This is a genomic window from Kyrpidia tusciae DSM 2912, from assembly GCF_000092905.1.
In the GTDB taxonomy this organism is placed as follows: Bacteria; Bacillota; Bacilli; order Kyrpidiales; family Kyrpidiaceae; genus Kyrpidia; species Kyrpidia tusciae.
This window is the reverse complement of record NC_014098.1, coordinates 2,898,551-2,923,859: the sequence shown is the minus strand read 5'-3', so window position 1 is coordinate 2,923,859 and position 25,309 is coordinate 2,898,551. Positions and strand designations below refer to the sequence as shown.

The following is a 25,309-nucleotide window of genomic DNA, read 5'->3' as shown; positions in this document are numbered from 1 at the left end:
GGACGCGTCGCCCCTCCCGTAGGCAACGATGGCTTCGAACTACAGGCGGCTTGGGGCCGGTTGGCCCGACGAGGCTTGGTTCCAGGACGGGAATTGCAGGCTCCACTGTTCGGTCAGCCGGCGCACCTCGGCGATGCGTTTGGGAAGCGGCGGGTGGGTGGAGAGCTTTTCAGCCGTCCACAACAAGAAGCCACGGTTTTGTTCGCTTTCGTGGATGTACTCATCGACGTTCACCTTTGGATAGAGGTTCTTGCCGACGGCCAGCATGGTCAGCCCACGCTCCGCAGCGGCGGGATCCGCCGTCACGAACGCGGCGATGCGGTCGCAGGTGTATTCGCACGCCCGGGAATACGCGTCGCCCAGAAACGGAATCCACCGGGACGGAAGGATCAGTATGTACTTGCTGACGTGCCGGCGCCGGATGTGGGCCAGTTCGTGGGCCAGAACGAACTCCAGGAGTTCATCCTCCCCGGTCCTGATCAGCTCGAAAATATCGGAGTATACGACGATCATGTTCCTGCCCAAAAAACGGGCGGCAAAGGCGTTCAGCACGCCGCCGGCCTGGGTCACATAGATGTCCGGCACAACGGGGATGTCCATACGGTCGCAGAGTTTGCGCACCCGATCGTACACCTCGGGAAATTGGCGCTCACTCAAACGGACGCCGTTTAATCGAATGTAGCCCATGCTCATGACGTGCAGCAAGAACGACAGGAACAGCAGAAGGATCAAATACGGGATCCCGACGATGGAGAGGATGAATGCGGCATAGATGATGATGCTGAGAATGACGCTCAGTACGTAATACCGTTTTTCTTTGGGGTGTACCAGCGCTTGTTCCATCTCTCGAAACTGCATTCTGTCGCCTGTTTCATTTTTGCTATCAACTCCTATCAAACATTGACAGACTTGACAGCAAAGCAGTTTACGCTCTCCGAGAGGCTGGCTGCTCCCCGAAGACCCGATTGGCGAGGCCATGGGGCCGAGCATCTGGAGTCCCGCCCGAAACAGTACCATCCGGTCGTCCGCCGACCAGCGTCCGGCACCGACAGTTTCCAAACGGCGGGGTGGTCCCTCGACGCTTGCGCGTCTCCCACCGGCAGGACAGGGATCGCTTTCGCCAACCCGGAAGGCCGTTTTGCCGAACCCTCCAGGATCAGCCACCCGGCGGCGCTCCGCTTGCGCCTCATCGTCAAAGCCGTGTTCCGTGCGGCCTTCGCCAACCCCCGCACGCTCTCACGGTCTTTCTCCCGCCCGGCCTGTCCCTGTCCCGTCCTCCCGGGAACATCCCGGGAACTTTGATTCATTCATGCGTGGTTCTCCCAGTAGCGCTTCAGCAAAATTCTTTTGACTTCTTTGTGTGGGGTGTACTTAGTGATCTCTTGGTCGCGAAGACGCCCCTTCACATTGGTCGCCGCCACATGGTCCGCATCTCCTTCATATCCGCACTTTTGGCACCGGAACGAATCACCGTTGCGGTTCTTGCCGTCCACCCACCCGCATCCGGGACAGGGACAGGTCTGGCTCGTATAAGCGGCGTTCACCGGTCCCGGATCGGTTATGGAATAAACATGGCACAAGTATTCCAGTCGCTCCCGGATCGCCTGCCGTTGCCACTGGCTCACCTTGCGGGACAGCCCCTTGTTCCTCGCCTTCCCCCGCAGGTGGGACAAATCTTCGTAGGCGATCACCCTCGGCCGGCGTTCCCGAAAAAACGCCCGAAACGCCCGGTTGATCTCGTTCTCGCACCACGCCCGGTACCGCCTGTGTCGCTTGTGCTGTTTCACCAGCCCCAGGTTGTGCCGCCGGATTCGCCGGGCCTTTCCCGGGTCCCGCTCCCGGTTTTTGCGATACAACGCCCACAGCTTCTGGCGTTCCCGTCCTTTGTCCAGCACGTGGTCCGACATCGCTTGCAGGGCCTGGCCGTACTCCGGTCGATACTTCTTCCCCGAGTCGTCCGTCAGAACTTCGGTGACTCCCAGGTCGATTCCTGCCTCTTCCTCCCCAGCGGGGTAGGTCTTTGGTTCCCGGCTCATGTGAATTTCCACCGCCTGTTCGTCCGGCAGCAGAACCACCCGCAGATTGCCCCTCAGCTTGTGAATCCCGGCAAGGGGGATCACGATCCTTTTTCCCGGGGACAACCCCATCACCGCCACATACTGCCGGTTGCCCACCATGAACACTCGGTACATCTGCTGATCCACAACAAAACTCCGGGCTTTCCTGACCCGCGGCCTCTTTCCCAGGACCCGGCGAAACAGCCGCTTCAGTCCGTGGCGGACCTTCTTCCGCCCGGCCGGCTCCAATTCGGTCTTTTTCCCGGCCAGATCCTCATCCCGAAAAATCGCCTCAATCTTTCTCCAATCCCGGGGCCTGTCCCCGAACTTGTCCAGCAACCAGAAGGCGTAATCCCGTTCCTTCGGGGTTAACCCTCCGTTGCGGTGAAGACGGTCCCGCACCTCGGCAATCGCCGCTTCCCACTGTCGCTCCAAGGTCCATAAGGCGTCTTCCAAGGCCATCTTCCACTGCCGGGCCTGAAGCCCGAAGGGACTCACAAACCCGGCGGCCACCCGTTCATCCCGAATTCTCCGTTTATACCCCAGATCCTTGAGGGACTTCACCTGCGCGTACTCCACCAAGAAGGCGTCCTTCTGCCGGGAATACGCCTCGGCCACTTCGACGATCTGCCTCCATTTCTCACGATTCAGCGGCAGGCTCTTTTGTCGGATCGTCTGTCGCACCGGCCAACTCCTCCCGAACGGCTTTGGTCAGTTTCCGCGCCCTGTAGGTTCTTGACCCGTAGAGTTTTGCCGCAAAATGCTGGACAATGCTTATTAGATCTTCGGCCAGTTCCTGGGCCGTTGACATGTCCTCGGCCTTGTTGACCACCAGAATCTCGCAACCGAACCGTGCAAACAGGTCCTCCAAGAAATCAAACCCAAACCGGACCAGCCGGTCCTTGTGAGCCACTTCCTAACGCCTGATAGAACATATCCTCGGTGTATCTGCGCTTGTTGGTGGGAGTTCGCAAAGGCACCAGCTTGCCTTCCCTGTCCCACGCTCGAAGTGTGGAGACGCTGACGCCGAGTTTCTCCGCAAACTCTCGAATCGAATAGAGCTTCACCTGAACATCACCCTATATCAGATTCTATCAGGTGACGTTGATTTTCGGCAAATCACTTCTCTTCTTCATAGAAGGCCAAAAGCTGTATTCAACCTCCTTTGACGGTCAGCGTTTCGGCACACGGAGCCTTTCATGGCTTCATTGTATTGAAGAGAGGGGTAAAAATCTACCACATCCGGAATTTCCCCTGTTCAAAAAGTTAACGGGCCCCGGACCGCTATTTTCCAAGAACGATGCGGTTTTGTACGAAAAGCCAGTGCCGGGACAGCGCAGGCGGTTCACCTATTTTTAACCCAATCTTTCCAACCGAAACCGGACGAAATCATTTATGCTGATGGATATCAACCCGGTGGAGGGAAGACATGAAGCAGTTACCATCACAATCCGTCGATCACAGCTTGTTTATCCATCAACTGGTCATCGGCGGGATCGGGCTCCTGGGGCTGTGGCAGGTGTACGTGGTTCGCGGGCTGTCCTGGTCAGCGCTGTTCAGGCTGGGGGACCCCGTTGCCGTAGTCGGATGGGGGATCCTTGTCGCGGCCGTTGTGATTGCCTTGATGTTTCTCTTGGCCCGGGTGTTTCCGGAGCAGGTCCGTTTGGAACAGCTGCCCTCTCTTCGTACCGACCAGATCATTGTGCTGATCGTCATCGGCGTTCTTTCGGAGGAAATCGTGTTCCGAGCCCTGATTCAACGATTTCTCCTGCTCGCGACGTCTTCGCCGGCCGGTGCGGTTGTCGGGGCTGCCGCGATCTCCGCTTTATTTCCGGCTTTGTACCGCAGACCGTATCGGGAACGACCTGTCCTTTTGGGCTCGGTTTTCTTGATCAATGCGATTTTGGGCTGGGCGTACTGGTATACCGGAATCTTATGGACTTCTGCATGGGCCCATTTTTTGATGCATGTTGTTCTCCTGCTTTTGAGGCAACAGCCGGTTCTGGGGAAGGAAGCGGGGAGGTGCCTCACAGCGTCTCTGGCACGATGGCTTTCGAGAAACAGGGTTCCCGCGATGACCGACCTGGAGAAAACGATTGTCATCAATCCCTGGAGTCTGTATCGGGGTCCGGCATTGTTTTGCGGGATTGGCTTATTGTCAGTTTGGCAGTTGTACGTCAGACATGGAGTGTCGTGGACAACCCTGTTTGGAATCGGCCATTCCTCGAAGGTGCTGGCAGTCGGAGTTCTTGGAGCCGTCCTAATGTTCTCTATCTCTCTGATACTCGTCAAATGGTTTCCGACCCCTTCCAAACGTGAACGCCTGCTTCTTCAGCTACGTCTTTCCCTGATTGTCCTTCTGATGGCTTTGAGCAGTTTTGCCGAGGAGATCATTTTTCGGGTCGTGATTCAACGTTTCTTGATTGAGAGCAGCTCATCGATCGTGCTGGGGATCGGCATATCATCGTTCATCTTTACAATCTTTCATGAACAGCACATGGAGCACCTGATTGTTTCTGCCTGGAGGTTTGCCGGAGGCGTGTTTTTGGGTTGGGCCTATTGGTACACGGGAAGTGTGTGGACCTCGGTGCTATGCCATTTTCTCGTGAACGTGGCAACCCTTGTCACGGCGAAATACTTTGACAGGGCGTAACCTTTCATTGTCTAAAAGTGCAATTTTGGGAAGTACCGGCGCCCTATGAAATGGCATTACAATCAAAAAGGGATCCGGTTCATATAATCACGGTCCTCGGAAGGAGGTGTGAATCGAGATGATGAACCCTGACGTCGTCATCCAAGCGTGGAAAGATCCGGGGTTCCGTTGCGGTTTGGCGGGAACCCCGGCACATCCGGCGGGTGAAGCGATGGAACGCCTCGACGAAACTGAGCTTGGGGCGATCTACGGGGGGGATGTGAATGCGGACACGACTCCCGCGACCCCGTGGATCGTCGCCAGCTCTGAGGCTTGCGGCTTTGTTATCGCCACGGGTGTGATCTGGGCGCTATCTCAGTTCAAGGCCTGCTGAGATTGCTTTCGCCCCACAGGAACCATCTCCGAAAGGCCCAATCTGAGAAAAGGACGGGAATGGACACCCGTCCTTTTCTGAGATTTGGCTTCTCTGCGCAACTTGGCAAGAAAGGCGGGCGGACGGTGAAGGTTGCGGCGGTGTTGGCGGCGTGGACGGCAAGGCGGATTCGTTTCAAATGCAGGCTTTGGTTTCAAGTTTTTCGGATGTACTCGGATTGGGTGACGGCACTGTACGTTTTGGTGCCGGGGCTTGGGTTTTTGGCATGGTGGCTGGTTCATTATTATCGAATGAGTCTGGGCTGGGCCGTGTTTGCGGACCAGGTCGCGGCGTTCGGTCTGACGTTTCGGGTCATCATGGCTGCGGTGACGATCGCCGCCCTGGCAGTGCTGAACATGTCTTCGTTCGACCGGCCGGCGATTGCGCTGGAGAGCGGGGATCGCCTGTTTGTGATGCTCTCTCCGTTGCGACGGTCGTGGCTGGCCGTCGGTCTGTGGGCGGAAGGGGTGATCTTCACGCTTCCCGTGCTGGGGCTGGCCGGCGTTCTTCTTTTCCCCTTGGAACGGATGTGCGGAGTGCACGCCGCCACCTGGTTCGGCTTTTTGGCCGTGACGGCCGGGTGCGAGGCGATGGTGCGGGCGGCCCGGCCACTGGGCCGCTCCCGGGACGGTGGACGGTGGAAACAGGTGATCTTCTCCGGCGCATCCCTCGTTCCGGGGGCGGGGACGGCTCTTGCCCTTTACGGCCGGCCGGGGGCGGGGTGGCTGGTGATCCTGTTGGGATGCGGCCTCATCTCGCTGCTGGCCTATCGTCATGTTGCCCGGACGGAATGGGAAGGGCTGTTTCGGGAACGACAGAGCCTGATCCTCTCCAAGCTATTGCCGGACGACGGCGATCCCCCGGCAAGGACCGGGCTTGGGTTTCACCGCCTTCCCCCCGTCGTCCTCGGGTTTGCAGAGAATACGCTGCGCCGCCGAGTCCATCCGGTGGTGTGGATCATTGTGCTTCGGGCCCTCCGGCGGAAGGGCACCCTTCGGGATCTGTCTTTTCTCACCCTGGTGGCCGTGCGCAGTCTCCTCGTTGCGCCTTCACTTTGGATCAAGATCATCTACCTGGGTTTCTGTGCGCTGCTTTTCTCCCAGTGGTGGCGGATGTATGTCCTCCCCCTGTATGAAACGGCGGTTCAGCGGCAGCACGTGGTCGATCCCGGCCGGCTGATTCGGGCGGCGTCCCGCTGCCTTAACTGGGCGGTCGTCGGGTCCTGTGCGGTGTGGCTGCTGATCTGGGCCTTCTTCGGTGCGCTCGGCGATGTCCTTCCCCGTCGCTGAGCCGCGGACACGGTAGGTCCCGAACCCGGGAACGGGTGGACATGATCCCGGCAATCCGGTCGAGGGGCCGATAAACAGGCACCTGCGGACAGTTGCGATGCGTACACTGGGGGCAGATCCGGTCGATCGTTTGTCGGGGTGGAAAGGGGGAGCGGGGATGCTCTTTGTCTACGGGGACAAAATGCCGCTGCGCATTCTCGACGAGGCGGATTTTTGGAAGCAGCAGGAAGCGGAACACACGGTGGTGATCCGCCAGTTGGTGCACAACCTGGAACCGCGTTTTGTCCGTGCCCTGCAGGTATGGGAGCAGATGTTGGAGCGGACCCGGGCGGCGGTGCGCCGGATGATCGAACTGTTTGTATGGACCGATCCCAGAGCGGCCGCTGTGTTTCATGGGGAACTCCTCCATCTCATTGATCATTGCCTGCGCGAAAGTCGGGCTTTCATTCATCTTTTGGACCAACTGGGCGTGGAGAGTCCCGCCATGTACAGCAACCCCACGGTGATGGTGGTCCTCAATCACATCCGCCGGGAATCCGAGTATTTTATCGGCGTGGCTCAGGCCATTCTGGCCGGCCACCGGCGGTACACGGTGCAGGGTGCCGCGGCCGGTTGACAGAATGCCGTCCCCCATGTGCCGTCGTCCAACAAGTCGACAGAACTCACCGGAGTCGTTCTCCTCTTACCGATGCCCCTTCTGGATACTCCACGGCCCGCCCGTTCGCATAAGAGGGGACGGGCGTATTTTCTTTCACTTTTTCCCATTTGGACATCGAATATTTGAAACGAAAAACAAAAAACAAGGAATATACAAAATTAAGAGCCCCTTAATCAAAATTGAAGTTGACCGCCACAAAATGGCGACGCTCACCCCATAGAATAAAAGTTGCCCCGGGAAACTGTTCCATCCCAGAACAACCCAGCACGGACCCGCCGGCTGAGCAAACGGTCCCTACAGGCCACGTTCCATGATCACGACGGCTTTGCGGAGGTGTTTGCTGCCGGAGAAGGCACGAAGGGCTGCAACGATGGGACAAGCTGCGACGGAAACCATGGCCGATGGTGCGGATCAGATGTCCATGACAATCCATGTCGGGGGGATGAGCCGGATGGAAGCGATACCCCATGCAAGGCCGCTCAGTCCGCGGGAGAAAGAAGTGGCCCTGTTGATCGCCCGGGGGTACAAGGACGAGGAGATCTCCAAGGCGCTGTACATCAGTCGGCGGCGGGTCGGAGAAATCGTCTGTACCATCAAAGAGAAATGGCACGTTCGATCGCGGGTGGAAATCGGCGTGATGGTTTATCACCTCGGTTGGTTGGTTTTCAATGAGGTGCGGGCGGAATGAGCGCAGTCCGGGTTCCCTTCGTCGAGCAAATGGAGGAGAACGAGTGCGGATTGGCCTGTTTGGCGATGATCCTCGGCCATCACGGCCACCACGTCGCGCTCCCGGAGCTGCGGGACCGGTTCGGCGTTGCCCGGGGAGGGATCTCGTTCTATCATCTGGACCAAATTGCGCGTCAGTTCGGGTTGAAGCCCCGGGGCTATCGCGTGGCCCCCACCCATCTCGGACAATTGAAACGGCCCGCCATTCTCCACTGGGAAGGAAAACATTTTGTCGTCCTCGAGAAAATCGGCCGGCGCCATGCGCGGATTGTGGATCCCGCCCATGGGCGCATGAGACTGTCCGCGGACGAGCTGGCGCAAAAATTCACCGGTTATGCGCTCATTTTCGAGCGGGGGGCGGATTTTCGACCCCGTCGGCGCGGGTCCCACTGGCGTTACTTCGCGTCCCTGGCTTTACAGCATCCCGGGTGGCTGGTCGGAATTGTCGCCGTCTCCCTGTTGCTGCAAGGACTGGGGTTGGCGGTACCGGTGTTGACCCGGTGGATGACCGACCAGGTCCTGGTGCCCGGACGAATCGGGGCGGTGGGGCCGGTGGTGTACAGTGTGGCGCTTCTGGGGCTCACATACTGGTTGGTGTCTTACGTTCGGGCGGTGGCGGTGGCCCGGCTGCAGCAGGCGATGGATCTGTCGATGATGGGGCAGTTCATGGAGCGCCTCTTTCGTTTGCCCTATGGATTTTTTGAAAAACGCAAAGGCGGGGATCTGCTGTTTCGCGCCAACGCCAACGTCTTGATCCGGCAAATCCTGTCCACCCGGGCGGTGTCTTTGGTCATCGACACGGTGCTGTTGGTGGTCTACGCGGTGTTGATGCTGATTCAGTCTTGGGCGATGGGGGTCGCGGTGATCCTGGCGGGCGCGGCGCTGTTCGCCCTGTTGGTGGCCGGGACCGGGGTGAGCCGCAGGCTCACGGCCCGGGAGGTGACCGCCCAGGTGCAAACCCAGAGCTATCTGAGCGAAAGTCTGCAAAGCGTGCTCGACATTAAAGTCCTGGGGATGGAAGGGGATACCGTCAAAGGGTGGCGGGGTCTGTTCGACGAGCAGCTGCGGTCGACCTGGCGCAGACAGCTGTGGATGGCCCTATTTGACACCGTCTCAAGCAGTTTGCAGTACATCCTGCCTCTGGGTGTGCTGGTGATCGGGGCGTTCAAAGTCGCCGCGGGGGAACTGACCCTCGGGGCGGTGCTCGGGTTTTCGGCCCTTGCCACGATGTTCATCGTGCCCATCGTGTCGTTGTCCGGGACGTACAATGAGCTTCTGTTCCTCGGCTCATACCTGCAGCGGATTTACGACGTGGTGGCCTCGACGCCGGAACAGGAGATCGAGGGGCTGGGGCGGCGGGCGGATGAACCCCGGGGCGAGCCCCGGGTTCGCCCGGTCCAAGCGCCGGTGCAATCCTTGGCAAGGGTTCGCCGGGAAGGGGAGGAGCCGGAGCCGGCGGTGCCGCCGCTCGCCGCGGTGCCCCGGGCGCAGGTGCAAGCGACGCTGCCGGCGGTGTCTCCGGCGGCTCCGGCGCCGCCTTCGGTCCCGGTGCGGTCTCCGGCGCCCCCGCCGGCGATGACTCCTGCGGCGATGACGCCGACCCCGTCCCCGCCTCCGGCGGAGGGGGCGGAGCCGGAAGGCCTTCTCGGGATCCGGGGCGGGAGGGCGGAACAGGGTGAGGGAGACGGCGAGGCGGGCGCGCTCCCGCATACATTGCCGCGCGGTGCCGGCCGGGCGCAAGGTCGCGACGTACATCCAGGCACCGCCCGCAACCTCTGCCGGGCGCCGCTCAGCGGCCGGGTGGAGCTGGAAGACGTATCGTTTGCCTATGGCGCATTCAGCCCGCCGGTGATTCGGGACATCCGTTTCGCCGTGCGCCCGGGAGAAAAAATCGGCATCGTCGGCGCGTCCGGGGCCGGAAAGAGCACCCTGGTCAAGCTCCTCCTCGGGCTGTACAAACCCACCGCCGGTCGGATCCTGTACGACGGGGTGCCCTTGGAGGAGTGGGACTTGTCGTGGCTGCGGAGCCGGATCGGGACAGTGCTTCAGGAGAGCCGGCTGTTTCAGCGGACAATCGCCGAGAACATCCGCATGAACCGTGCGGACCGGCCGGAGGAAGACGTGGTGTGGGCGGCCGAGCAAGCGGCCATCCACGACGACATCCTGCGGTTGCCTCTGGGGTACCACACCCAGGTCTCCGAAAGCGGGGGGAATTTTTCCGGGGGACAGCGCCAGCGGTTGCTTCTCGCCCGGGCGTTGGTCATACGCCCCGCCCTGCTCATCTTGGATGAAGCCACCAGCTTTCTGGACGCGATGACCGAGCGGACGGTGGACGAGCGGCTGTCGGAACTTCGCTGCACCCGGATCGTCATCGCGCACCGCCTGAGCACGGTGGAAAATGCCGACCGGATTCTGGTGATGGACCGCGGAAGCATCGTAGAAATCGGGACGCATCGGGAGTTGTTGGAGCAACGAGGGCTTTATCACCGATTGTACGCGGCCCGGGAGGACCATGCGGCCGGGCGGGACGGCGATTTCGTCTCCGGGCGCGGGATTCCCGAACGACACGATCACAGAGAGGGGATGGGAAAATGACCGGAAAGGGCGTGCGAAAACGAATTCAGGTGGTGCTGATGGCTGGACTCGCCGGGGGAGTGGCATGGGGTGCTCTGGACAGCGTCGGTGTCGGCCGGGCGGCGGGTCTGAAAGGCGTTGACGCCCCCGCCGTCGCCGCGTCGGTGGACCGGTCCGGAACCGGAGGGGCGCGGACGGCCGGCGAGCCGGGGACAGCCGGCCAACCCGTCCGGGGGCCTGCAGACCCGGAGGCCGGGAATCGACTGCTGGTGGTGTTTAAATCCGGGCAGGTGCCGGCCGGTTTGGTGGACGCCCTGTCGGCTCAGCCCGGGGTGAAGGTGACCCCCCTGCCCGACATCGGGGCTGTGGCCGTAAAAACGGCCACCCGGGAGGGCGGCGATGCGGTGAAGCGAGTTCTCACCGCCCGGTTCGGGGGAGACGTGGACGCGGTGGGGGCCGATCCGATTCTCACGCTCAACACCGAACTCAACCGCCCGGTGGGGGAGACCTTGCCGCTTTCCGCCGTGGATTTAACATCCGTGCAGGTGCCGCCCGTGCCCGGGGCAGCCCCCGGGGCCACCTCGCCGGCGGAAAACGTTTCCCCGGCGTCAGCCAAGCTTTCCCCGGCCGTGGACAAGGCCGCCCCGCCGGCGACCGGTGCCGGCTCGGCGGCGACCGCGGTGACCACCGGCTCTTCGGTGGACGTCGACCGCGCGGTCCTCTATCAACAATGGGGCTGGGACATTCAAGAAGTGACGGAAAACGGCAAGAGTTTCGCCGTCCAACCGGGCAATCACCGGGTGAAGGTGGCGGTGATCGACAGCGGGATCGACTCCAACCATCCGGACCTTCGGAACAACATCGTTTCGCCTGGTCGATCGTTCGTGCCCGGAGACCCCAGCACGGCGGACGACTTCGGCCACGGCACGATGGTGGCCGGCACCATCGCCGCCGACGGGCTCCTTCTCGGCGTCGGTCCGCACCTGGGGATCGTGCCGTACCGGGTCTTCCAACACGGAGACGCCCAGTCGAGCTGGGTGATCCAGGCGATTGTTCAGGCGGTCAAAGACGGGGCCGACGTCATCAACCTGAGCCTGGGCACCTACAAGTCCCTGAAAAATCCCGCCGACCGAGCGGACCTCCTGGCGTATCAGAAAGCCGTGGCCTACGCTCTGGTCCACGGTGTGACGGTGGTCGCTTCTTCGGGGACAGACGGTGTGGACATCGGGAATCCGGCGCAACTGGCGAACCAACTGGGGCACCCCGGGGATCTTGAGGTGCACGCCCCCGGCGGGCTGCCCGGCGTTCTCACCACCGCCGCGACCAATCGACAACAAGCCCGGGCCTATTACTCGAACTATGGCCGGAATGTGGATCTCGCCGCCCCGGGCGGGGATTTCGGCCCGCTGTGGGACAGCGAGCATATCGCCGATGTTCGGAACATGTGTCTGGTGACGTATCCGACCAACCTTCCCCAGACGCCGCTGAGCCGGATGGCCGGGCTGCCCAAAGGATACGAATGGATGATCGGGACCAGTTTGGCCGCGCCGAAGGTGGCGGCGGCGGCCGCTCTGGTCATCGCCCAGGAGCGGGACAAGCGGGGTGTTCGCGGCGTGCTCGGGCCGTGGACGAATCCGGCGAATCCGGTCACGGTGCGGAACATCCTGGAGAGGACGGCGGTGGATGTGGGGACGCCCGGGCGGGATCCTGAGACCGGCGCCGGGGTTGTGGATGCGGCGAAGGCCCTTCAAGCGGTGCGATGAATCGGTATCCGGGGGGAGTGAATGAAGATGTCCGTTTTGATGTTGAGCCATGTGAAACCGTCGTGGTGGTGGCGGGCGTGCACCCTGCGCGAGCGGCGAGACCTGCTGAAAGGCGGCCTGGACGCCGCGAGGCCGGGCTGCAGCCGGGCAGGAGCATCCGAAACGGTACTTCAAGAGGACGGCCGGGGATCGCAGGGCCGGAGCGTTGTCGGGCAGGACCGTGCAGAAGACGGCAAACAGCGCCTCGAAAGGGGTTCCGGACAGGGGCTGTTGGAGCAGTGGCGGAAGAAAGCGTTACTCCTGCAAGACGAACGGTTTCGTCAGCGCCTCGCGGCGGATGACCTGGACGAGGCGACCATGGAGGCGCTGCTCCACCTCGCAAACGCTGAGGTCTGTCCCCTGGCCGGCGATGTGAAGGAGCCGGAGTGGGTCGGTGTGTTTCGGGAGGCGATGGAACTCGCCCAAGAAGATGACGGGAAGGCGGTCCGTTGCCTGGGATTGGACCAGGCCGTTCGCCCGTTTCTCCTCTGGGCTCTCCGCGCATGGGAAAGGCATTTTTTGCCGACCCCGGACGATGAGCGCATTCAATGGGAACCGGTGATCGGTTCGGCGATTCAGACCCTGGGGATGGAGTTGGTCCAGGTGGCCGCCCGGACCCTCGTGCTGGAGTTAAACGTGTGCCGGCTGCGGGAGCAGCTCGAGGGAGAGACCCCCGAGGAACGCTTTCAATCCTTCGTGCGGCTCCTCGGGCGGCCGGAATTCCTCTCGGCGTTCTACGACGAGTACGCCGTTCTCGCCCGGCTGCTCACGTTGCGGACAAAATTTTATGTCAACCATGTGACCGAGCTGCTCGACCGGTATTTGCGGGATGTCGAGCGACTGGTGCGTGAGCTCGGGCTGGACGGCTCGCCCCTGGTCGAACTTCATTCGGGCGTCGGCGATGCCCACCGTCAGGGCCGGACCGTCACCCGTCTCCGGTTCGGTTCGGGCGCCCAAGTCGTGTACAAGCCCAGACCCCTGGCCGGGGCGGTTCGGGTGCAGCGTTTGCTCCGCTGGCTGGGTGAGAAGGGGTTCCGGCCGGAGTTGGGCACAGTGGCGATTCTCGAGGGCGACGGGTACGGCTGGGAGGCGTTTGTGGAAGCGAGACCCTGCCCGGACGAGGAAGCGGTGCGGCGGTTTTACCGGCGGACCGGGGCGCTGCTCGCCGTGGCCTATTGCATCAACGGCAATGACTTTCATTTTGAAAATCTGATCGCGGCCGGGGAGTCTCCCATTCTGGTGGACTGGGAGACGATCTTTACCCAGCGCCCCCCGTATGCTTTTCCCGATAGCGCCGACGTCCGGGCTAAGGATCAGGTGGCGCAATCGGTGTTGGTGACAGGCCTCTTGCCTTTGCTCACCTTTCAGGGGGCCGACGGGGTCGGGGTGGAGCTGAGCGGCCTGGGGGGCAAAGAACAGTGGCTGCCCCACCCGGTGTTGCAGGTGGAAAAGGAAGGGACGGACGAAATGCGCTTTGTGCGCAAGCCCAAGACCATCGATCCGGCGGTCAATCGTCCCTGGATGGAACGGGACGGGCAGCGGGTGGTGGTGGAGCCCGGGGATTACGTGGACGACATCGTGGCCGGGTTTGTAGAGGTGTGTGACCTTTTTGCCCGCCATCGCCAGGAGTTGCTCGGACACGGGGGCGCACTGCGGTCCTTCGCCCGGGTGCCCATCCGGGTGTTGGTCCGGGCGACCCACCAGTACGCAAATCTGCTGATCGAGTCCTATCACCCCGATTATCTGAGGGACGCCCTGGATCGGGAACGGCTGCTGGACCGCATCTGGGCCGCTCCCATCGATCTGCGGTTCATTCCGGCCGAGCGGGACGATATGATGGAAGGGGATGTGCCGTATTTTGAGACGGTCCCGGAGTCCCGGGATGTCTGGGACAGCCGGGGCCGCCGGCTGGCCGGTGTGTTTCCGAAAACGGGGATGGACGCCGTGGTGGAGAGGTTGGAAAACCTGGACCCCGCAGATGTCCGCCGCCAGGCGGGATGGATCCGGGCCTCTTTGGTGGCGGCTGGCAGCGATCGCGAGGAACCGGCCATCGGGAGGGGAATTCCGGACCCGACTCCCCCGCCGGCCTTCGGGATCGGGGAGCTCTTGGGCGAAGCAGAAAGAATGGGCTGGGAGCTGGTGGACACGGCGATTTGGGGGCCGCGACGCAGAGATTGCACCTGGATCGGCCTGGGCGTCAATCACCGGGGCCAGTGGAACGTGTCGGCCCTCGATGCGGGCCTGTACAACGGTGTGGCGGGGGTAGCTTTCTTTCTGGGATATTTGTCGGCGGTGACCGGGGACGAGACGTTCCGGGCCGCGGCCCGGGCCGCCTTGGAAACGGCCCGGGGAAAAACGCCATTTTTAACCCGCTTCCCGTCGGCGCTGTTCGGCCTGGGCTCCGTGTTGTACGCCGTGTCTCATTTAGGGCCTTTGCTCCAGTTTCCGGGTTGGGAAGAGGATGTCCGGCGGATGGTGGGGCAGCTCGGGCAGGCGGTGGAAGCTGACCGGTCTTACGATCTGCTGTCCGGCGGGGCCGGGGTCATCCACGTACTTTTGAACGTCCACGAGCAGTTGGGGCTTCAGGAGGCGTTGGAGGTGGCGGTGCGATATGGGGACCATCTGTGTCGGAACCGCCAGCAGTTCGACTCCGGCACTGCCTGGGTGGGAGAGGGTCATGAAGGGAAGGGTCTGGCCGGGATGGCCCACGGCACGGCGGGGGTTGTCTGGGCACTGTTGCGGCTGGCCGCCGCCACCGGGGATGAAACTTACCGCCGGGCGGCGGAAGAAGGGCTGGCGTATGAGCGGTCTTTGTACCGCCCCGAGGCTGGGAACTGGCTGGACCTGCGCCATGAAGGGGATGCGGCTTTGCGTTCGGTGAGCTGGTGCCACGGAGCCCCGGGCATCGGGTTGAGCCGGGCGGCCTCTTTGGGGTGGGTGTCTGCCGAGCAGCGGCGGGGGATGGTCGACGAGCTCCACGCGGCGCTCCGCACCACCAGCGCCCAGGGCTTGGGCCGCAGCCACTGCCTGTGTCACGGGGACCTTGGCAACGCGGAACTCCTGCTCTGGGCGGGGCGGCGATTGGGGAACTGCGCCCTGGTGGAGAAGGCCCGGTGGATCGGTGCCGAGGCGGTGAAGCAGATGCGGGACGCCGGACGCTACAGGCACGGGGTGCCCATGGGGCTCGAGACGGTGGGGCTCTGGCTGGGGTCGGCGGGCATTGGGTATCAGTTGATGCGCCTGGCAGTTCCCGCCCGGGTGCCTTCGGTGCTGCTGTTGGAAGGGGCTTCCCCGCGCTCTGGAGGGTGCGGGGCGGAAGGGGATGAAGGATGAGCCGAAGGGGCAAGCGGTTTGCTTTGGAGTTGTTCGGCCAGGTCATGGTGGGCGTGTCCGGTTGCGTGCTGATAGGGGTGTTGCGCATTCCCTGGGCGACCGTTCTCATGGTTGCCAGTCCCCTAGCCGTTTTCGGATGGGGTACGGCGGTGGCTGTCATCGACTTCCTCTTGGTGACCGCCATCATCTACGCCGTGCCCGAAAAGGTCAGGAACTGGACATGGGGGGATGAAAATAAAAGGTTTCTCGCGTTCCACAGCAGCCTCAGTACGGCCCAGGAAGTTGTATTCATGGCTGTTACCGCGGTGGGGGAAGAAATCTTTTTCCGGGGAGTGGTCCAATCCCTGGCTTTTGAACTGTGGTCATCGCCGGCCGTCGCGATCGGTACGTCTGCCCTGTTTTTTGCACTGGTTCATTCCCGTTTCATACAGCAGCCCTTTCTTCTGGGTACGGGCATTGTGAGCGGCGCTTTTTGGGGATGGTTGTTCTGTATCACGGGAACGATTTGGGCAAGCGCCTGGGCCCATTTTCTTTTTAACATGGGATTGATTCTCCTATCGAGACGGGCCGCCCAAGCAGGTTCCTGGCCGGGGTGGGGCGAGGATGCACCCGGGCAGGCGGCCCCGGAACCGGGCGAGGAAGAGAGCGAAGTTCTTGCTGCGGGAGGTCGCGAACGAAGGAGCCAGGGCTTTCGAATCCTGGCCGGTTTTGTGATCGGCCTGGTACTGGCCCTGGTGATGGGCCTGGCTCTTATTCGTTAAGGTTTCGTTGAGGTGCCGGCCGAGCCAGGTTGGACAAGACGCCGGGCGTCCCGCCTGTTTTGGGGGAGCCCCGGTGGGCCCAAGCAATTTTGATAGTAAAGGGGAATGGATGTGAATCAAAAGAGCGGTGCGCTGCCCGTCGGGGCGTATTACGCCACGGGTTTCGGGTTCGGCGCTGCGGGGCTGTTCATGTTGTGGTTGACGCACCATCGGCGGGGGGTGCCGTGGAGCGAGCTTTTGGGGTTGGTATCGCCATGGCAGGTTTTCGGACTCGGGACGTTGCTGGCCGTTGTCCTTATCGGCTTTGAAATGGCCATCGCCACGTTTCTGCCCGAACGGTGGTGGGCGGACGACGGCAGGAACGCGTCGTTTTCGCAGCTTGGCTACGTCAACATTTTTTTGTTGATGTTGATCATTGGAGTCGGGGAAGAGTTGTTTTTCCGGGCCGGATTTCAGCGGCTTTTGGTCAATGGACTGGGAGACGCGGTCCTGGGCATCCTCACAGCCAGCGCGATCTTCGCTTTGTTTCACCCCTATTGGAAAAAGCCGGTTCTCATGGTCTCCGTGTTTGTCATGGGGGCGGTGATGGGCTGGGGCTACTGGGTGACGGGCAGCATTTGGACGTCAGCCTGGTGTCACTTTCTCGTGAATTTTGTCATGACCTTGTTTGGGAAAAAGGGCATGTTTCTGCCCCGGCGTTCCCCCGGTGAGCCCTGAGTGACAGTGGTGCCTGGATCTGGGAAGGGGGAGGGGAAGGACCGGTGCGGTGGAAAACGAACGGGTTATATTCATTCTACATGCTCAAGGGCGGCGAGCTTCTGTGGGGTTTGTTGATCATGTGGCTCATCGATGTCCATCACGGTCTGTCCTGGCCGGCCACCTTGGGATTTCGGGACCCTCTTCAAATATTCGGCCTTGGCACCCTGTTGGCCCTCGTGATGATTGGCGCAAAGGTTGTCCTGATCCGAATGTTCCCCCATCGTTGGGTCGTGAACTTGGCACAGAAAGACCGGTTTCTGAAGCTTCCCTTTTAGCAGGTGCTCATGGTCATGGGGCTGACGGCAGTGGCCGAAGAGCTGCTGTTTCGGGCGGGAATGCAGAGAATTGCGATGGATTTCCTAGGATCCGCTTGGCTGGGCATCCTGGTGACCGCGGTCGTGTTTGGGGCGCTGCACTTTCGTACATACCGCTCGCTTCTCGCCCGGGTGGCGATCGTGGGCATTAGCCTCGTTTTTGGCTGGACTTACTGGTGGACCGGAAATCTCGCCGTTGTCGTGTGGTGCCATTTTGTCTTCAACGTATTGCCCATCATAGCAAAGCTGAGAAAAAACCGTAAATTCATGAAGTACCCGGTGGATTTGTTCATTTATAGAATCGATTTTGGGCGGGGTGAAGGTTCCCCGCCACGCTCTGGGAAGGGAGGTAGAGCGGATGGACCTGACCCCGGAAGAGATGGGGAATTGCCCGCGGTGAGAACGGCATGGAGCCGTCGGGGATGGGATGGGCGGCGTTTCGCGCCTCTTTCCTGAACGCTAGAGAGAAATGTGCCATTTTGCGAAGTACCGCTGGGGGTTCTGGACCGCTACGATACACATGAATGGACAAGCCCCCCGCGGCATGTCCATGACCCATCGCTTCAAGCGGAAAGGAGGGGGAGTATGACTCGGGAGGAGATCATTCGCGCGTGGAAAAGCCCGGAGCAAAGGGCGGCCGTGGCGTTGGCGGCTCACCCGTCCGGTGCGGCGATGTCGGAATTGGATGAGATCGCCCTTCAAGAGGTGATTGGCCGGGGAGATGTACAGGCCGAAAGCACACCGCTGTGCGCTTTTGGCGTCGGCTTTCTGGTCGGGGCCGGTATTGGTGTCCTGGTCTCTGTGGCGAAGTGCTAATGGTCAAAATTTTCGGAGGTGATCATGGTGCAGAACGAAGCGATCATCCTGGGTTGGAAAAATCCCGCTCTCCGCAATACGCTGCCCGCGGCCGTGGCTCATCCCGCGGGTGACGCCCTGGCGGGTTTGAGCGAAGAAGAGCTGCTGGCGGTGTACGGCGGCGGTGATGTGCAGGCGGAGACCACCCCGATTTGCTACACCGCCGCCACCGTGACAGCGAGCTCTGCGGCCTGTGCCGGCGTGGGGGCCGGGATTGTGGCCGGGGTTACGATTGTTCTAACGATTAAACGGTGTTGACGGGGCGACCCGCATGACTGGTCGGTGAGTTCGTTTAAAACTCGTTCATCGGGAGAGGATGAGGGACACGATGCGGGAGGAGATCATTCGCGCGTGGAAGAACCCGGAGCGGCGAACAGCAGATGCTGCCGCCCATCCGTCTGGGACGAGCCTCATGGAACTGACCGACGGAGATCTGGCATTCGTGCAGGGAGCGGGAGATGTTAACGCCGAATCGATGACACCTGGGACAATCACCATTCCGATTTGGATTTATTTCGGCCATCGCTACTCGATTCTCTTCTGCTAAGGGTGGGTTTGGCCCTCAAAAGGGGAACGTTTTGGTCGAATTCTACAATGTTCAGTTTGCCCTGAAAGGGGTGAAGCGAATGGGCAAGAAACGGCTGTTTATTGAGCAGTTGGAGCAGCGGTGATCCACTTCACCTTTGTTCATGACCCCCGGGGATCCGTCCATGGTGACGACCATGGCGCTGGGCGAGGAAGGCAACCCGCCTTTCCCTCCCATCAGCACGGATATGGTGGGGGAGGAAGGTGGTCATAACCCCCCGCCGATCGCCACTACCTTCATGGTGGGTGAAGAGGGTGGCCACCCACCCGGTCCCCCGATCTACAGCACCTTGGCTCTGGGTGAAGAAGGCGGCTATACTCCCTTGGGCTGAGCTCATGATTCGACACTCGCACTTCAAAAGGCAGGGTCGCGGCGGAGAGTCCGCGGCCCTTTTCGCGTGCGCCCGGCATGGGCGTTGACTGGGTGGTGAAAGTCCACTGCAGGCGAGGCAGCACGAGTCTGCTAGCCAAAGGCAAGGGTGTCCGCTGCGAGGCGGAATCCGAAGGAAACCGGAGGCAAACCCACGGTCCGATGAACAAGAACCTCATACGAGGCTGCGCCGTTCGGATGAGCTGGCGTAACACGGCGAAATCCAAGGCTGCCAAGGGGCGGTGGAGTATATGAGGCGGGCGCGGGGGGAAGGTCAACGTTCTTACCCGGGGAGGCCTGTCGGACACGCCAGAGAAACTGGCAACCCGAATCGAGAGGTCCGGCTGAACCGGCAGGAGTCAGCAGAGGGCATAGTACCCAGGAGGTCATGAACTCAGGGGAAGGCCAACATCAAGTCAGAGGTGAGACCGGTGCGTTCGCGAAAAGGACGAAGACAGCCGAAAACCCTGAACAGGGACTGCCCACGGGAGGAAGTGGTGAAGCTGCGGGGGACTGTGGGAGATCCGAGCCCTTCTCCGGCACAAAGCGGAGCCTCACCCCGCGGAGACCAAGGTGACGGCCTGATGGAAAAGGTGGTGGCCAGGAATAACATGCTGGCCGCCCTGAAGCGGGTGGAGCAGAACAAGGGCGCGCCCGGCGTGGACGGCATTTCCACGGAAAACCTCCGGGAACAGATCCGAGCCGAATGGCCGCGCATACGGGAAGAGTTGCTCACGGGGACCTACCGACCGCAGCCCGTGCGCCGGGTCGAAATCCCGAAACCCGGGGGAGGCAAGCGGATGTTGGGGATCCCCACCGTGATGGACCGCCTGATCCAGCAGGCGCTCCTGCAGGTGCTGACGCCGATCTTTGACCCGCAATTTTCGGAGGCCAGCTACGGGTTTCGCCCCGGAAGAAGGGCCCACGATGCGGTCAAGAAGGCGAGGCAGTATGTGGAAGAAGGATGCGAATGGGCTGTGGACATGGACCTGGATAAGTTCTTTGACCGGGTGAATCATGACATCCTGATGGCCCGGGTAGCCCGGAAGGTCACGGACAAACGAGTGCTCAAGGTGATTCGCCGGTACCTCCAGGCAGGGATCATGGTGAACGGGGTGGTCATGGAAAGGGAGGAAGGGACGCCACAGGGCGGGCCACCGAGTCCACTGTTGGCGAATATCCTTCTGGATGACCTGGAAAGGAACTGGAAAAGAGGGGCCACAAGTTCGTCCGGTATGCGGATGATGCCAACATCTACATTCGAAGCAAACGGGCGGGGGAGAGAGTCCTGGCCAGTGTCCGGAAATTCCTGCAGGAGAAGTTAAAACTCAAGCCGGGCGAGCAGAAGAGCACGGTGGACCGACCGTGGAAACTCAAGTTTCTGGGGTTCAGCATGTATAAACCCAAAGCCGGGGAAATCCGAATCCGCCTGGCGCGGCAGTCGATTGACAGGGTCAAGGCAAGGATACGAGGACTCACGGCGAGGAACCAACCGATCGCCATGGAGGAACGGATCCGGCGCCTGAACACGTACCTGGGCGGATGGATCGGATACTTCGCCCTGGCGGACACGCCGAGCACCTTTGAAGCGATCGAAGGATGGATACGGCGGAGGCTGCGGATGTGTCTCTGGAAACAGTGGAAACGGGTGCGGACGCGATACCGTGAACTGCGCGCGCTGGGGCTGCCGGAATGGGTGGTGCGCGAGTTCGCCAACGCCCGCAAAGGGCCGTGGCGAATGGCCCACGGGCCGATGAACAGAGCCCTGGGCAACACCTACTGGCAGGCCCAAGGCTTAATCAGTTTAACCGAACGTTACCGAAGGCTCCGTCAGGCTTGATGAACCGCCGGATGCGGACCCGCATGTCCGGTGGTGTGAGAGGACGGGGGCTAGCCGCCCCCTCCTACTCGATGTGCAGCGTTTGCTCCGCTGGCTGGGTGAGAAGGGGTTCCGGCCGGAGTTGGGCACAGTGGCGATTCTCGAGGGCGACGGGTACGGCTGGGAGGCGTTTGTGGAAGCGAGACCCTGCCCGGACGAGGAAGCGGTGCGGCGGTTTTACCGGCGGACCGGGGCGCTGCTCGCCGTGGCCTATTGCATCAACGGCAATGACTTCCATTTTGAAAATCTCATCGCCGGCGGGGAGTACCCGTTTTTGGTCGACTGGGAGACGATCTTCACCCAGCGCCCGCCGTACGATTTTCCGGATACCGCCGATGTTCGGGCCAAGGAGCAAGTGGTGAACTCGGTCCTGGTGATGGGCCTTCTCCCGCTGTTGACGTTTCAGGGGGCCGACGGGGTGGGGGTGGAGTTGAGAAACCAGCCGCCGCATCCTCCCCATTTTAATGGGGAGTCAAGGCGGCCAAATCCTTGTAATCTCCTTCAATGGTACAATAAAACCGTGGCAGGTGAAGAGAATGCCAGTGGTCAAAAACATAATCTCGACCAAACAGCGTATTGGGAGATTTATCACCGGTTCTCCGGAGATGATCCGGCGGACGGAAGAAATCTATCGGGCCGTCTTGGGGTTTTACCTGGACGTGATCCATGACAATCTCGACAAACTGCCCGGGTGGGACAGGAATTCCGGCACAAGGGCGCTGGAAAGACTGACGGTTCGGACAGAACCGCGAATGAACAGGAAAACCGGGAAACCATTCGGTGGCAATCCCGACCCGCCTTACCCGATCGACGCCGTTTGGCCGAAGTTTCCGGCATATCTGCGCCGGGCGATTATCGCCAAGGCGATCGGCATGGCGAAGAGCTGGCATTCCAACTATCAGTGGTGGCTCAGAAAAAAAGGAAGGATCCAGGAAAGAAACGAAAGGCGTGTTGCCGAAGGCAAAAAACGAATCCCTTTCGACGAACACCCGCCGAAGTATCCGGCGGCGGGCAACGTGGGCATCACCTTTTACAAAGGCGACTTCAAGAATCTTTCGCTCGAAACCAACACGATTCAGCTAAAAGTCTGGGACGGGAGCGACTGGCGGTTCATCACCGTGGAAGTGGAACCCACCCGTCATTCAAGGAAGCTCCATCTGGATGATTCGTGGGAGATGACGGTGCCCACTGTTTATGAAAGAGAGGGTATCTTCCACCTGGTGACCGCCTTCGAGAAAAAGTCCAACGTAATGAAGTTCACCGACTACTACCGGTCCAAGAGGCCGAAGGTACTGGCCGTGGACCTGAACCTGGGCCGCAAGAACCGGGCGGTGTGCGCCTTGGTGGGCAAGGACGGTACGGTTCACAAAGTCAGGCACATCGGCCTGACGGCGTGTAACAGGTAGTGTCCCGTCAAGTGGTGTAAAATCACCATGTGTGTCAAGAGTGTGACAGGGTTGTCTTTGTCCCCGCCTGGAATGCTATCGCCCGTCGTCGCTCCGTCAAGGGACGCTGCGCTTGACCTGTCGGTCACCCTTGACCTCGCTCCTTCCGGGCGAGTGTCGGCCACTAGGGGACAAAGCCAAGGTTTGCGTGTGGCATACACGCCCCTCCTCCAGATGTAGATCTACTTCTGTAGCACGGATCCGGACGCGAGCAGGGTCTGATCCGGCTTCAGTTTCGCCATCGATTCCAGGCTGAAATACCGACGGGACACCATCCACTCCTCATGTTGTTCCTGCAGGATGGATCCCATCAGTCGCAGCACGGATTCCCGATTGGGGAAGATCCCGACGACGTCCATCCGCCGTCTCATCTCACGGTTAAGCCGCTCCAGCGGGTTGGTGGAGCAGATCTGCCGCCAGTGCTCGCCAGGCAGTGCCATGAAGGTGGGTACGTCCTCCTCCGCCGCCTCCAGGATCTGCATGGCCTTCGGGAACTTGCCCCGCAGTTCCTCCACCACCCGGCGCAGCTGTTCTCGGGCCGCCTCCTGGGTGGGCTGGGCAAAGATGGTCCGGATGATCGCCGCCACCATCGGCTGCTGTTTCTTCGGCACTTGGCTCAGGACGTTGCGGAGGGTATGCACTTTGCACCGCTGCCACGCAACGCCGGTCAGCACTTCTGAAATCGCCTGCCGCAGGCCAAGGTGGGCATCACTGATGACCAGCCTGACTCCCCGAAGTCCACGCTCTTTCAGCCCTCTGAGAAACTCGGTCCAGAACGCCCCGTCCTCGCTGGTCCCGATGTCAAACCCCAGCACCTCACGCTCCCCGGTGTTCGTGACCCCGATGGCGATCACAAAGGCCATGCTCTGAACCTGCCCACCTTCCCGCACTTTGGGGAAGGTAGCGTCCAGCCAGACATACGGGTACTCCCGCTCCAGCGGCCGATTTTTGAACTTTTGAATGTCCTCATCCAGTTGCTTACACAAACGAGACACTTCACTTTTGCTGATGCCATCCAGCCCCAGTGCCCGAACCACATCGTCCACCTTGCGGGTGCTGACCCCATGGACATAGGCCTCCTGAATCACGGTGGCCAGGGCCTGTTCCGCCCGGCGGCGTGGCTCCAGAATCGATGGGAAAAAGCTTCCCTGGCGAAGTTTTGGGATCTTCAGCTCGAGGGTCCCGAGACGAGTATCCCACTCCCGTTTCCGGTAGCCATTGCGGTGCGTTACACGTTCCTCAGTACGTTCGTAAGGATTGGCACCGATCTTTTGCGTGGCCTCCGCATTGATGAGAGACTGGGCAAACATCTGCATCAGTTCACGCAAGAAATCGATCTGTTGCTCATCCTGGATCTTGCGAATCCACTCAAGAACTGCGAAACTGTCAAGGGGAGCCATCGCTGCATAACCTCCTACTAGTTTACTTTCCACACTCTAGTAGACACGCACGGTGGCTCCTCGTCAATTGGGGAGGACCAAATTTACACCACTACCTGAGACTCTAACCGTGTAAACACGACGGATGTCCACCACCTGCTGGGGCTCATTGCCCGGAACGTGAGCGGCCTGGGGATCGTCCCGAAGGGTCACCGGCCCTGCAAAAAGCTCTGGCGCAAGGTTCACGCGGCAAACGACAATTACGCCCACCACCTGAGCAAACGGCTGGTTGACATGGCTGTGGAGTGGGATGCTCGGGTCATTGTGTTCGAGAACTTGAAGCACTTCAGGCCGGACAGGAACAAGCACGGTTCGGCCAGGATGAGGCAGAGGATCGGTTACTGGCTGCACCGGAGAGTCATGAAGTACACCGCGTACAAAGCAAAAGCACGGGGGATTTTGGTTGCTCTTATCTCTCCGAAGGACACCAGCACCCGGTGTTCGCTGTGCGGCTCGCTGGAGACTTCGAGGGCCGGCAACATCTTGGCGTGCAGGAACTGCGGCACCGTTCACAACAGCCACGTGAATGCGGCTATCAACATCGGCATGGCCTGGTTCATCCGGGAGGAAAAGCGGTTGCAACAAAAGACCGCCTAACCACATTGCGAAAGCCTGCGACTCCCGAAAGGGAGGGGTCGCCTGCGGGACGACGTTCCCGGCAGGTGTCCGGGAATCCAGGAACCCGTCCAGCCTAAGGGGTCAGGAAAGCCTGGGCGGCAGCCCCGCTGCCGGATGCCGAGGCTTCTCCCGCGCCTATGGATGGATGCCTCTCACTTCAGTGGGGGGAGGATTCACTGCGGAGGAACTCGTGGGGGTGCACGGGGGAGCCGATTGGGTGACACCTTTGATCACGTCGATCGTGCCGCCCATCAACTTCACTCTCACCTATAGCTACCGGTTTATTTGTGCCTGATTCCGGCCCGATCTGCGCCATTGCGGCGACCGTGGCGGCGAGTTCCGGGGCCTGCCCTGGAGTTGGTGCCGGGATTGCAGTGGGCGCCACGGTGGTTTTGTCGATTCGCCACTGCAGGGGTTGATCGAGATGGCGAAAAAGCGCCTGTTCATCGAACAATTGGAGGAGCGGCAATCCACCGCTCCGCTCATGGTCGCGCCGGTGGATCCCTCGCTGGTGATGTCCACGATGATTGCGGGAGAAGAAGGGGGCCACGGCGGCCCGATCATGACCACCATGAGCGTCGGGGAAGAAGGCGGCCACCCGCCGATCCCGCCGATTACCACGGATATGGTTGGCGAGGAAGGCGGTCACGGTCCCATTACGTCGATGGTATGGGGCGAGGAAGGAGCTTTGACCACGCATATGGTGGGTGAAGAAGGCGGCATGCCGCGCGTCTGAGTTGCGTGGAGCCCGATCCGGGGCAAAACGGCGTGGCTTTTGTC

24 protein-coding genes and 2 pseudogenes are annotated in these 25,309 nt (G+C 61.0%); 21 read left to right on the top strand and 5 right to left on the bottom strand.

What is annotated here, in order from left to right:
* Positions 1-39: 39 nt before the first annotated feature.
* The 4 genes and pseudogenes from BTUS_RS14275 to BTUS_RS19340 all read right to left on the bottom strand — a co-directional run bounded on the left by BTUS_RS14275 (position 40) and on the right by BTUS_RS19340 (position 3,124).
* Entirely contained in the window at positions 40-858 is an 819-nt protein-coding gene (locus tag BTUS_RS14275) for a M48 family metallopeptidase (protein ID WP_013076769.1), read from the bottom strand.
* Between the two features lie 35 nt (positions 859-893).
* Positions 894-1,307 (bottom strand): hypothetical protein, encoded by a 414-nt coding sequence (locus BTUS_RS14270; RefSeq protein ID WP_013076768.1) that lies wholly within the window; start codon positions 1,305-1,307, stop codon positions 894-896.
* Complete coding sequence (locus tag BTUS_RS14265; protein WP_013076767.1) at positions 1,308-2,636, bottom strand: RNA-guided endonuclease InsQ/TnpB family protein; 1,329 nt, start codon at positions 2,634-2,636, stop codon at positions 1,308-1,310.
* Positions 2,637-2,697: 61 nt separating this feature from the next.
* Positions 2,698-3,124: pseudogene (locus BTUS_RS19340) on the bottom strand (IS607 family transposase).
* Between the two features lie 362 nt (positions 3,125-3,486).
* Here BTUS_RS19340 and BTUS_RS14255 point away from each other — a divergent pair.
* From BTUS_RS14255 to BTUS_RS14170, 19 genes and pseudogenes are all read left to right on the top strand, one after another.
* Entirely contained in the window at positions 3,487-4,710 is a 1,224-nt protein-coding gene (locus BTUS_RS14255) for a CPBP family intramembrane glutamic endopeptidase (protein ID WP_013076766.1), read from the top strand.
* A gap of 118 nt (positions 4,711-4,828) precedes the next feature.
* Positions 4,829-5,083 (top strand): mersacidin/lichenicidin family type 2 lantibiotic, encoded by a 255-nt coding sequence (locus BTUS_RS14250; protein WP_013076765.1) that lies wholly within the window; start codon positions 4,829-4,831, stop codon positions 5,081-5,083.
* A gap of 125 nt (positions 5,084-5,208) precedes the next feature.
* Positions 5,209-6,411: a hypothetical protein gene (locus tag BTUS_RS14245; RefSeq protein ID WP_013076764.1), complete on the top strand. Its 1,203-nt coding sequence runs from the start codon at positions 5,209-5,211 to the stop codon at positions 6,409-6,411.
* A gap of 157 nt (positions 6,412-6,568) precedes the next feature.
* Complete coding sequence (locus BTUS_RS14240) at positions 6,569-7,027, top strand: DUF2935 domain-containing protein (protein WP_013076763.1); 459 nt, start codon at positions 6,569-6,571, stop codon at positions 7,025-7,027.
* A gap of 493 nt (positions 7,028-7,520) precedes the next feature.
* Positions 7,521-7,757 (top strand): response regulator transcription factor, encoded by a 237-nt coding sequence (locus tag BTUS_RS14235; RefSeq protein ID WP_041306218.1) that lies wholly within the window; start codon positions 7,521-7,523, stop codon positions 7,755-7,757.
* Positions 7,754-10,390: a peptidase domain-containing ABC transporter gene (locus tag BTUS_RS17075; RefSeq protein WP_013076761.1), complete on the top strand. Its 2,637-nt coding sequence runs from the start codon at positions 7,754-7,756 to the stop codon at positions 10,388-10,390. The genes BTUS_RS14235 and BTUS_RS17075 overlap by 4 nt, the downstream gene beginning before the upstream one ends.
* Positions 10,387-12,132, top strand: a complete 1,746-nt coding sequence (locus BTUS_RS17070) for a S8 family serine peptidase (protein ID WP_013076760.1) — start codon at positions 10,387-10,389, stop codon at positions 12,130-12,132. The genes BTUS_RS17075 and BTUS_RS17070 overlap by 4 nt, the downstream gene beginning before the upstream one ends.
* 27 nt (positions 12,133-12,159) lie before the next feature.
* Positions 12,160-15,504: a type 2 lanthipeptide synthetase LanM family protein gene (locus BTUS_RS14220; RefSeq protein ID WP_013076759.1), complete on the top strand. Its 3,345-nt coding sequence runs from the start codon at positions 12,160-12,162 to the stop codon at positions 15,502-15,504.
* A complete protein-coding gene (locus tag BTUS_RS14215) occupies positions 15,501-16,265 on the top strand; it encodes a CPBP family intramembrane glutamic endopeptidase (protein WP_013076758.1) in 765 nt (254 codons plus the stop codon). Before BTUS_RS14220 ends, BTUS_RS14215 begins: the two co-directional genes overlap by 4 nt.
* Before the next feature lie 111 nt (positions 16,266-16,376).
* Positions 16,377-16,982, top strand: coding sequence for a CPBP family intramembrane glutamic endopeptidase (locus BTUS_RS14210; protein ID WP_013076757.1), 606 nt, complete (start codon positions 16,377-16,379; stop codon positions 16,980-16,982).
* A 44-nt stretch (positions 16,983-17,026) separates the two neighbouring features.
* Positions 17,027-17,299, top strand: a complete 273-nt coding sequence (locus BTUS_RS14205) for a hypothetical protein (protein WP_041304376.1) — start codon at positions 17,027-17,029, stop codon at positions 17,297-17,299.
* Positions 17,300-17,314: 15 nt separating this feature from the next.
* Positions 17,315-17,794 carry a CPBP family intramembrane glutamic endopeptidase gene (locus BTUS_RS14200; protein WP_169307983.1) on the top strand — a complete coding sequence of 160 codons (480 nt, stop codon included), beginning with the start codon at positions 17,315-17,317 and terminating at the stop codon, positions 17,792-17,794.
* A 129-nt stretch (positions 17,795-17,923) separates the two neighbouring features.
* On the top strand, positions 17,924-18,154 hold the full coding sequence (locus BTUS_RS14195; RefSeq protein WP_083780220.1) for a mersacidin/lichenicidin family type 2 lantibiotic: 231 nt from the start codon (positions 17,924-17,926) through the stop codon (positions 18,152-18,154).
* A 24-nt stretch (positions 18,155-18,178) separates the two neighbouring features.
* Positions 18,179-18,451 (top strand): lichenicidin A2 family type 2 lantibiotic, encoded by a 273-nt coding sequence (locus tag BTUS_RS14190; protein WP_013076756.1) that lies wholly within the window; start codon positions 18,179-18,181, stop codon positions 18,449-18,451.
* A gap of 70 nt (positions 18,452-18,521) precedes the next feature.
* Positions 18,522-18,740, top strand: coding sequence for a mersacidin/lichenicidin family type 2 lantibiotic (locus BTUS_RS14185; RefSeq protein ID WP_013076755.1), 219 nt, complete (start codon positions 18,522-18,524; stop codon positions 18,738-18,740).
* 163 nt (positions 18,741-18,903) lie between these two features.
* Positions 18,904-19,110 carry a hypothetical protein gene (locus BTUS_RS14180; RefSeq protein WP_041304373.1) on the top strand — a complete coding sequence of 69 codons (207 nt, stop codon included), beginning with the start codon at positions 18,904-18,906 and terminating at the stop codon, positions 19,108-19,110.
* A 469-nt stretch (positions 19,111-19,579) separates the two neighbouring features.
* A pseudogene (gene ltrA / locus BTUS_RS14175) lies at positions 19,580-20,988 on the top strand (group II intron reverse transcriptase/maturase).
* A 73-nt stretch (positions 20,989-21,061) separates the two neighbouring features.
* Positions 21,062-21,697: a DUF4135 domain-containing protein gene (locus BTUS_RS18995; protein ID WP_083780218.1), complete on the top strand. Its 636-nt coding sequence runs from the start codon at positions 21,062-21,064 to the stop codon at positions 21,695-21,697.
* Positions 21,633-22,433, top strand: coding sequence for a hypothetical protein (locus BTUS_RS14170; protein ID WP_245543325.1), 801 nt, complete (start codon positions 21,633-21,635; stop codon positions 22,431-22,433). Before BTUS_RS18995 ends, BTUS_RS14170 begins: the two co-directional genes overlap by 65 nt.
* Positions 22,434-22,654: 221 nt before the next feature.
* Here the strand turns inward: BTUS_RS14170 and BTUS_RS14165 are convergent, their stop codons facing one another.
* Complete coding sequence (locus BTUS_RS14165) at positions 22,655-23,872, bottom strand: IS256 family transposase (protein ID WP_013076753.1); 1,218 nt, start codon at positions 23,870-23,872, stop codon at positions 22,655-22,657.
* Positions 23,873-24,031: 159 nt separating this feature from the next.
* Here BTUS_RS14165 and BTUS_RS14160 point away from each other — a divergent pair, with 159 nt between their 5' ends.
* The gene (locus BTUS_RS14160) at positions 24,032-24,508 is read left to right on the top strand and encodes a zinc ribbon domain-containing protein (protein ID WP_245543324.1); all 477 of its coding nucleotides are present in this window, start codon (positions 24,032-24,034) and stop codon (positions 24,506-24,508) included.
* 445 nt (positions 24,509-24,953) lie between these two features.
* Complete coding sequence (locus BTUS_RS14155; protein ID WP_013076752.1) at positions 24,954-25,265, top strand: hypothetical protein; 312 nt, start codon at positions 24,954-24,956, stop codon at positions 25,263-25,265.
* Positions 25,266-25,309 lie beyond the last annotated feature (44 nt).